Raw genomic sequence first — 8166 nt, 5'->3', positions numbered from 1 at the left:
TTTCTATATAATGCAAGTGTAATTGTTGATGGAACCGAGAAATATGCTGAACGTATAAAAGGTTTTTTTGGAGCAACGATAATCTTGAAAAAAACAGAACGAACCACAATTGGTGTCGGACTTATTGTTTTAGCGGATCCAGCTTCTCCAGTTCCAGCTTCTCCAACTTTTTTAATAGATCATCGATTTAAAAATTCAAAATGGAGTTTGGATTTTATTCTACCACAACGTTTTTTGTTTAAAAGAAATTTATTCGAAAACGGAAGAATTTCTTTAGGAAGCGAACTAAATACTAACGGATTTTATACTTACATAAACCAAACCGGATTTGCAAAAGTGTATGATTACAGAACAATTGAAATAAATACGGGTTTAACCTATGAACATTGTTTTAGCAAATCAATAATTGCAACATTTGAAACCGGATTGGCAACAGTTTTCAATGCAAGAGTTTCAGAAAGAGGAAAAAATACTAACAATTATATTTTTTCTAACAAACAAGATGGAACAGGTTATTTTAGTATCGGATTTTCTTTTAATCCAAATTTAGATAAAAAAACTAAACCTTAATTTTAATTATTGGTTAAACAAAAAAGGAACTCAAATTTGAGTTCCTTTTTTTTAGAATTCGATTAATTAGTTTTTAACTAAAACGTCTTTTGACCATTTTTTCACTTCAGCAACTCTGCTTTCAGAAAAATCTACTTCGCTTAATGAAGCATCACTCCAAAAAAACCATTTTCCAGTTTTAGCTCCTTTGTTATATTCTCCAATTGATTGTTTAGAACCATCTTCGTTATAAGCCATCCATTTACCATGTAACTTCCCGTCTAAGTAATACCCTTCTTGTTTTACTTGCCCGTTATCATAATAATATGTTGCTTTTACCATTTGGTCAACCACTTCTAATTTTGGTTTTACTTCTTGTGCAAATGACAAACTTGAAACCAACATTACCGCTGCAATTACTACTTTTTTCATACTCTTTTCTTTTTTAGGTTAACATTACAGTAACAAATATAAAATTTATTTTACAATAAAAAAACTTTTACTTAACATTTTGGTAACATTGAGTAAATATTTAACATTAAAAAAGCCAATACGTAATGTATTGGCTTTGAATTATATAGTTATTTTTGATAAATTACTTCACTAAACTATCTAATAATTCAACTAATAACGATGAAGAAGGTCGAGGTGCATCTGCTTTGATCACTTTTCCATCAGGTCCAATTAAAATGAATCTTGGGATTGCGTTAATTCCGTATGCTTTGATGAAATCTGAAGTCCAGTTTTTATCAGCAAATAATTGGATTCCTCCTAATTCTTTAGACACGACCATTTTTTTCCATTTCTCATAATCTTTTTCAGTATCAACAGAAATACTAACAAACTCGATGTTTTTTCCGTGATATTTTTCTTCTACTTTCTTTAAATGAGGAATTTCAGCAATACATGGTCCACACCAAGTTGCCCAAACATCGATATACACATATTTTCCTCTTAAATCTTCCAATTTAGTTTTTCCACCTTTGTGGTTTTCATAATCAAATGATGGAGAAACAACGCCTTCCATTTTCTTAGCAGCCACTTTTTGCTTATAATAATCCAATAAGAATTTCTCTTCTTGATCAAATGAAGGTCGCAACATATTAACTAATGTTTCATCTAAGCCTTTTCCATCTATCATTTTAACATCATTCGCTTTCTTTCTAGCTAATGCTTCTTTAAAAGTAGCTTCATCAGCATCAAATAATGATTCTAACTCCATCTCAAACTTCTCATCTGATAATGCTTTTTGCGCTAAATAATTATTCTCAATAGCACCTTTCCCTTTGTAAACAATAGTTTCATCAAAGTCTTTAGTATCTAGAGTTAAGGTTAAATCATACCCGTTTTTAAGAAACATTGTTGTTCCCTCGTTACCGTCATTCAATCGATATAATCCACCATCTTTTACAGCTTCAAAAGTAGCTTGAAATTCTCCTTTTTTATTAATTCCGACTTTTTGCTTAAAAGTTCTACCTGAAGAAATTGTAATCGTATCCGAAAATCTATTGGCGATTTTTACGTTTAAAGAAACGGTATTGGTTGTATTTTGAGCAAATCCAGAAAAAATTGCTACAAAAAACAAAATGAATGCTTTTTTCATGTTTTAAAAGTGTTATTTATTGTTTCAAATCTATTAAAATTAAACGAATAAAATTAATATTTGTTACTACATTTGCATAAAATTTTTCAAAATGTACAGAAGTCATAACTGTGGTGAATTAAACGCTTCACACACCAATACAGAAGTTACCCTTGCAGGTTGGGTTCAAAAATCGAGAGATAAAGGATTTATGATTTGGGTCGATTTACGTGACCGTTATGGTATCACGCAATTAATCTTTGATGAACAAAGAACTGACAAAGCTGTGATTGAAAAAGCAAAATCTTTAGGAAGAGAATTTGTCATTCAAATCAAAGGAACTGTAATTGAGCGTGTTTCCAAAAACCCAAATATGGCAACGGGTGAAATTGAAATTTTAGTTACCGAACTAACGATTTTAAACGAAGCACAATTACCTCCATTTACTATCGAAGACGAAACTGATGGTGGTGAAGATATCCGTATGAAATATCGTTATTTAGATATCAGAAGAAATCCGGTTAAAAACAACTTATTATTCCGTCATAAAGTATCAATGGAAGTTAGAAAATACCTTTCTGACCAAGGTTTTTGTGATGTAGAAACGCCTTATTTAATTAAATCTACTCCAGAAGGCGCACGTGATTTCGTTGTACCAAGTAGAATGAACGAAGGACAGTTTTACGCACTTCCACAATCACCACAAACGTTCAAACAATTATTGATGGTAGGTGGAATGGACAAATATTTCCAAATTGTGAAATGTTTCCGTGACGAAGATTTGCGTGCTGACCGTCAACCAGAATTTACACAAATCGACTGCGAAATGGCATTCGTGGAGCAAGAAGATATTTTAGATATGTTCGAAGGCTTAACGCGTCATTTACTAAAAGAAATCAAAGGAATTGAAGTAGATAAATTCCCAAGAATTACTTACGATTACGCCATGAAAACCTACGGTAATGACAAACCAGATATTCGTTTTGAAATGAAATTTGGTGAGCTAAATGCTGTAGCGCAACATAAAGATTTCCCAGTATTCAATTCAGCAGAATTAGTAGTAGGAATCGCTGCACCAGGTTGTGCAAATTACACAAGAAAAGAAATTGATGCTTTAATTGACTGGGTAAAACGCCCTCAAGTTGGAGCTTCGGGAATGGTATATGTAAAATGTGAAGAAGATGGCACTTTCAAATCATCGGTAGATAAATTCTATGACCAAGAAGATTTGAAAAAATGGGCCGAAATTACCAATGCTAAACCAGGTGATTTAATCTTAATTTTATCTGGAAACGCAAACAAAGTAAGAACACAATTATCAGCTCTTCGTATGGAAGTTGCAACGCGTTTAGGTTTGAGAAAACCAGACGAATTTGCACCATTATGGGTGGTTGATTTCCCTTTATTAGAATGGGATGAAGAAAGCGGAAGATATCACGCAATGCACCATCCATTTACATCGCCAAAACCAGAAGACATGGCATTAATTGAAACCGAACCAGGAAAAGTTCGCGCTAATGCTTATGATATGGTATTAAACGGAAACGAAATTGGCGGAGGTTCTATTCGTATTCACGACAGAGAATTACAATCAAGAATGTTTGATTTATTAGGATTTAGTAAAGATGAAGCGCAAGCGCAGTTTGGTTTCTTAATGAGTGCTTTTGAATTTGGAGCACCACCACACGGAGGTTTAGCTTTCGGATTGGATAGATTAGTTTCTATTTTAGGTGGACAAGAAACGATTCGTGATTTTATTGCCTTCCCTAAAAACAACTCAGGAAGAGATGTAATGATTGACGCGCCTTCAACTATTGATGATGCACAATTACAAGAATTACATATAAAATTAAGATAAGATGAAGAAGGTTCTAATTGCCCTAATCGTTATTATTGTTGGATTTATTTCGTTTGGATACATTCAAAAGCACAATGGATTAAATGGCGACAAGTGGATTGGAATTGGAATTTTACTAGTAACTTTTGTCTTAATGCCTTTATTTTTGTATTCAAGATTTAAAAATAAAGAAACAAGAGACAGAATGTTAAATTTTGATTTAAAGAAAAAAGAAGAGTCTGATAATCAATAAATTTGAAATATTTTTAACTTTTTCTTGTTTGTGTTGTAAATAAGTATATCTTTGATAATTATTAATTTTTTACAATACACAATGAGAACAGGTAAAGTTAAGTTCTTCAATGAATCAAAAGGTTACGGTTTTATTACTGATGATGAAACTGGAAAAGACATTTTCGTACACGCAACTGGAATGAAAGTTGAATCTTTAAATGAAGGAGACAGCGTAAGTTACGAAGAAGAAGAAGGAAGAAAAGGTAAAGTAGCTGCTCAGGTAGTAGTTATCGAATAATATATAATATTTTTTGATTACCTAGAAAGTCAAAGTTCCGATTTAAATCGGGACTTTTTTTATGGCCTTCATTAAAAAAGGGCTACATTACTGCAGCCCCTCTTCACTTAACAAACTTTATTTTATTTAAAAAAATACTTCATACCAAATAACACATTCCCTTTTGGCATAGGAATCATACCGGACTCAATATAATCTGCATTAAAAATATTATTAGCAAACATAGATAACTCAATTGCTCTTATTCTATAACTAATATTAGCATCATACACATTATAACTCATTCCTGCTGTACGTTCTACATATCGATAAGCAATAGTGGTATTTAATCCTTTAAAGAAATTGAATTGAAAGCTACTTGTAAACTGATGTTTCATTGAGTTGATAGCATATTGCGAAAAATTAGCTTCACTTTTCTTAACATCGTTATCTAAATAAGCATAACCTAACTGAATTTTTTGAGACAAATTATGAATCGTAAATGAGTAATCTAATTGTGTCTCGTATCCTTTAGTTCTTACACTTTGAATGTTTTGTGCTTGCCAAGCATCCGTTGAATTCTCACGAACATAATCAATTAAATTATCAGCATCACGATTAAAAGCAGCCACCGACAGATTGAACCTATTGCTTATATATTTAAAACCAACTTCTTGTGAAAAAGCCTCTTCAGTATTCAAATCAGGATTACTTATTGTTGTGGGTGAAGTGTAATACAAATTTGTGTAAGTAGGAACTCTGTAAGAAGTTCCAATATTTCCATAAGCTCTAAAATTATCCGAAATTTTAACTCCTACATCTAAACCTGGGAAAAATTGATTATCAAAATCTGAAAAATAGGAAGCGGAAATTCCTGGAGTAACATCTAAAATGTTGTTGAAAAATTGAAAACGGTGTTCTAAAAATAAAGTAGCAATTTCTCTTTGATTATCACCTAAACGATTACTTGAGATATAATATTTTGAAAACTCAACTCCAAAACCGGTAATTCCAACATTTGATTGATACGAACCGTTTAATTCAGCAGCAACTTTATTAGTAATGTGCATATTTCTATATGCAGAAGGGTTACTTCTGATATATAAATATAAATCCTGATTTCTTCGCCAATAAACCCTTGGTTTAAAAGTCCAGTTACCATTTTTAATTATGGTTGAAAAACCGATTAAACTAGCTTGCGTTTCTTCATATTGTTCTGTTGCAGAAGGTATTCCATAGAAACCATTTGCACCAAATTTTCTTTCTGAATAGCTTGTCAGCAATTCTATTGGTAATTTATTTTTATTAAATTGACTTTTCAACACATAATTGGTGTTGTCGAAATCAGAATTGTGACGATATCCTTCTGAAAAGTTTTTGGAAAAATGAACAATATGACTGCTCTCTTTCAACGAAACAGTTCCTGTAACTTCTGCAATAAATTGATCAAAAGAACCACCTTGTACTTTAGCAACTAAAGAATTATCTTCAACATCTTTCGTTACAATATTAATTGCTCCAGTGAAAGCATTTTGTCCAAAAATACGAGCTGCAGGACCTTTAATCACTTCAATTCTTTTGATGACTTCAATTGGTAATGCTAAATTCATAGTGTGATGTCCCGTTTGAGCATCATCTACTTTTATACCATCTATTAACAACAACGTTTGATCAAAACTTCCTCCTCTTATATACAAATCAGATTGCATTCCGTTTACTCCTTGTCGACGCACATCGATTCCTGCAATTTGTTGTAAAGCATCGGCAACATTAGTTACACCTAACTTCTTAATATCTTCTGCGGTAACAATTTGAATAGTTCTTGAATTTTCTTTAAAAGGTAAATCGATTCGAGAAGAAGAAATGACTACTTCTTTAAGCGTGTCTGTTTTTTGATCATTTTCCTGAGCATTCATTAGTAATGTAGACATTAGTAACGAAGCTAAATAAAATACTTTTTTCATTTATATGATATTGGGTTATTTAAAAACGGTGCAAAAGTCGTAACTTTCCGGACGATTAATATAGTCCAGTTTTAAAATGAAAGATAGTCCGGTTAATTCCTTGTTAAAAGAACTTATTTACTTCGATAAAACAAGTACTACATCGGTGTACATACAAATTGCACAACAAATTATCAATGCCATCCAAAGAAGTTATTTAAAAGAAGGAACGGCATTACCGGGCACAAGAATTTTTAGTCAATTATTGCGTGTTCATAGGAATACAGCTGTTGCTGTCTATGAAGAATTGGCGGCTCAAGGTTGGGTAGAAATTATACCGAACAAAGGTACTTTTGTTTTATTTCCAAAACCAAAAACGGCTAAAATAAAAGCGATAACAAATCAAGTTGAAGATGCATATCGTTACCCAAAAACAACAGGATTTCCATTTCAAACTTCTTTTCATTTAGTCGCAACCGATACTTTTTCAGAAGCAAAATACATATTGAACGATGGTCAACCCGATTTAAGATTACATCCTATTCATGAATTTTCGAAATGGTATAGTGCCTCCATGAAACGAAAATCTTTGATTACGAAATGGAATTCAAGTTCCAAAACAAAATATGCTACATTCGACAATCAACTTTGTAACTACCTAAATGCCACAAGAGGATTTCATATCACATCAAACAATTTGGTAAGTACTCGTAGTACTGAAATGAGTCTGTATGTAATTTCCCGACTTTTGATTCAAAGAAAAGATGTGGTTTTGGTTGGAAATCTTAGTAATTACAATGCTAATATGATTTTTCAGGAAGTGGGAGCCGACATTAAAACCATTCCAACAGATGCTAATGGATTAGACATTAATTACATTGAAAAACATTTTACAAAGGGGAAAATTCGATGTGTTTATGTGTGTGCCAATCGCGATTATCCTACAACAAATACTTTGTCTGCCGAGCGAAGATTGCAGCTTTTACAACTTGCCAAGAGATACCAATTTGCCGTTATTGAAGATGATTTTGACTATGATTTTCAGTTGGAAGGTTCCGCAATGGTTCCAATGGCAAGTTCCGACGCTAATGGAATGGTAATTTATCTTGGAAAGCTTGGTCAATCCTTATTTCCGAGTTTTCAAACCGGATTTGTAGTAGCTCCTGAAAATGTAATTTCGGAAGCAAAAAACTATCTTCAAATCTTAGACAAACAAGGCGATTTAATTCAAGAACAATTGCTTTCTGAATTAATTTACGAAGGTGAAATCCATCGATTACTCAAGAAGAATACAGTTATTTACAAAAGAAGACGGGATTACACTTTTGATTGTTTTAAACGATTCTTTAATGATTCTATACAAATTAAAAAACCATCAGGTGGTTTGGCTATTTGGATTAAATTTACTTCATCTATTTCATTAGTTCAACTTGCCGAACAAGTTTCGAAATTAGATGTTTTTCTACCTAAAACCTTACTTTATCAGGATAAAAATACATGTGCTATTCGTTTTGGATTTGGACATTTAAATGAAGAAGAAATTGAAATTGTAGTAAGCAGATTAAAGCAAGCTTATAATAGTATAAAATAAAAAAGTCCCGCTAATAGACTGCCCCCAAAAAGTTAGACACTATTTGGGGGTATTTTTATGGAAAGAAAAGTCAAGTATGATTATGCATTTAAGTTAGAATGCGTAGAATTAGTTTTAAAGAAGCATTATTCTTGTGAATTGGTTTCTAAACAG

At 32.2% G+C, this 8166-nt stretch carries 8 protein-coding genes; 5 read left to right on the top strand and 3 right to left on the bottom strand.

Annotated features, from left to right (window positions below; genetic code table 11):
- A partial coding sequence (locus tag ACE3PD_RS03140; RefSeq protein ID WP_374399451.1) for a DUF6268 family outer membrane beta-barrel protein occupies positions 1-570 on the top strand: 570 nt, incomplete at its 5' end.
- Positions 571-636: 66 nt separating this feature from the next.
- Here the strand turns inward: ACE3PD_RS03140 and ACE3PD_RS03135 are convergent.
- Both ACE3PD_RS03135 and ACE3PD_RS03130 read right to left on the bottom strand, forming a co-directional pair.
- Positions 637-981 carry a toxin-antitoxin system YwqK family antitoxin gene (locus ACE3PD_RS03135; RefSeq protein WP_374399449.1) on the bottom strand — a complete coding sequence of 115 codons (345 nt, stop codon included), beginning with the start codon at positions 979-981 and terminating at the stop codon, positions 637-639.
- A gap of 163 nt (positions 982-1144) precedes the next feature.
- Positions 1145-2152, bottom strand: coding sequence for a TlpA family protein disulfide reductase (locus ACE3PD_RS03130; RefSeq protein WP_374399447.1), 1008 nt, complete (start codon positions 2150-2152; stop codon positions 1145-1147).
- 91 nt (positions 2153-2243) lie between these two features.
- Between ACE3PD_RS03130 and aspS the strand changes: the two genes are divergently transcribed.
- From aspS to ACE3PD_RS03115, 3 genes are all read left to right on the top strand, one after another.
- Entirely contained in the window at positions 2244-3989 is a 1746-nt protein-coding gene (aspS, locus tag ACE3PD_RS03125) for an aspartate--tRNA ligase (protein WP_374399445.1), read from the top strand.
- Position 3990: 1 nt separating this feature from the next.
- Positions 3991-4221, top strand: coding sequence for a hypothetical protein (locus tag ACE3PD_RS03120; RefSeq protein WP_374399443.1), 231 nt, complete (start codon positions 3991-3993; stop codon positions 4219-4221).
- 81 nt (positions 4222-4302) lie between these two features.
- Positions 4303-4500, top strand: a complete 198-nt coding sequence (locus tag ACE3PD_RS03115; RefSeq protein ID WP_231842861.1) for a cold-shock protein — start codon at positions 4303-4305, stop codon at positions 4498-4500.
- A gap of 122 nt (positions 4501-4622) precedes the next feature.
- On the opposite strand, the gene ACE3PD_RS03110 is transcribed toward ACE3PD_RS03115, so the two are convergent.
- A complete protein-coding gene (locus tag ACE3PD_RS03110; RefSeq protein WP_374399440.1) occupies positions 4623-6443 on the bottom strand; it encodes a TonB-dependent receptor plug domain-containing protein in 1821 nt (606 codons plus the stop codon).
- A 76-nt stretch (positions 6444-6519) separates the two neighbouring features.
- Between ACE3PD_RS03110 and ACE3PD_RS03105 the strand changes: the two genes are divergently transcribed.
- Positions 6520-8013 (top strand): PLP-dependent aminotransferase family protein, encoded by a 1494-nt coding sequence (locus ACE3PD_RS03105; protein WP_374399438.1) that lies wholly within the window; start codon positions 6520-6522, stop codon positions 8011-8013.
- The last annotated feature ends 153 nt before the right edge of the window (positions 8014-8166 follow it).

Source organism: Flavobacterium sp. (genome assembly GCF_041911335.1).
Classification (GTDB): domain Bacteria; phylum Bacteroidota; class Bacteroidia; order Flavobacteriales; family Flavobacteriaceae; genus Flavobacterium.
Note: the sequence above shows the minus strand (reverse complement) of the source record. Positions and strands in the feature narration are given on the sequence as shown.

Coding starts and splice junctions, on each gene's coding strand:
- ACE3PD_RS03135 (WP_374399449.1), bottom strand. CDS start 981: ATGAAAAAAGTAGTAATTGCAGCGGTAATGTTGGTTTCAAGTTTGTCA.
- ACE3PD_RS03130 (WP_374399447.1), bottom strand. CDS start 2,152: ATGAAAAAAGCATTCATTTTGTTTTTTGTAGCAATTTTTTCTGGATTT.
- aspS (WP_374399445.1), top strand. CDS start 2,244: ATGTACAGAAGTCATAACTGTGGTGAATTAAACGCTTCACACACCAAT.
- ACE3PD_RS03120 (WP_374399443.1), top strand. CDS start 3,991: ATGAAGAAGGTTCTAATTGCCCTAATCGTTATTATTGTTGGATTTATT.
- ACE3PD_RS03115 (WP_231842861.1), top strand. CDS start 4,303: ATGAGAACAGGTAAAGTTAAGTTCTTCAATGAATCAAAAGGTTACGGT.
- ACE3PD_RS03110 (WP_374399440.1), bottom strand. CDS start 6,443: ATGAAAAAAGTATTTTATTTAGCTTCGTTACTAATGTCTACATTACTA.
- ACE3PD_RS03105 (WP_374399438.1), top strand. CDS start 6,520: ATGAAAGATAGTCCGGTTAATTCCTTGTTAAAAGAACTTATTTACTTC.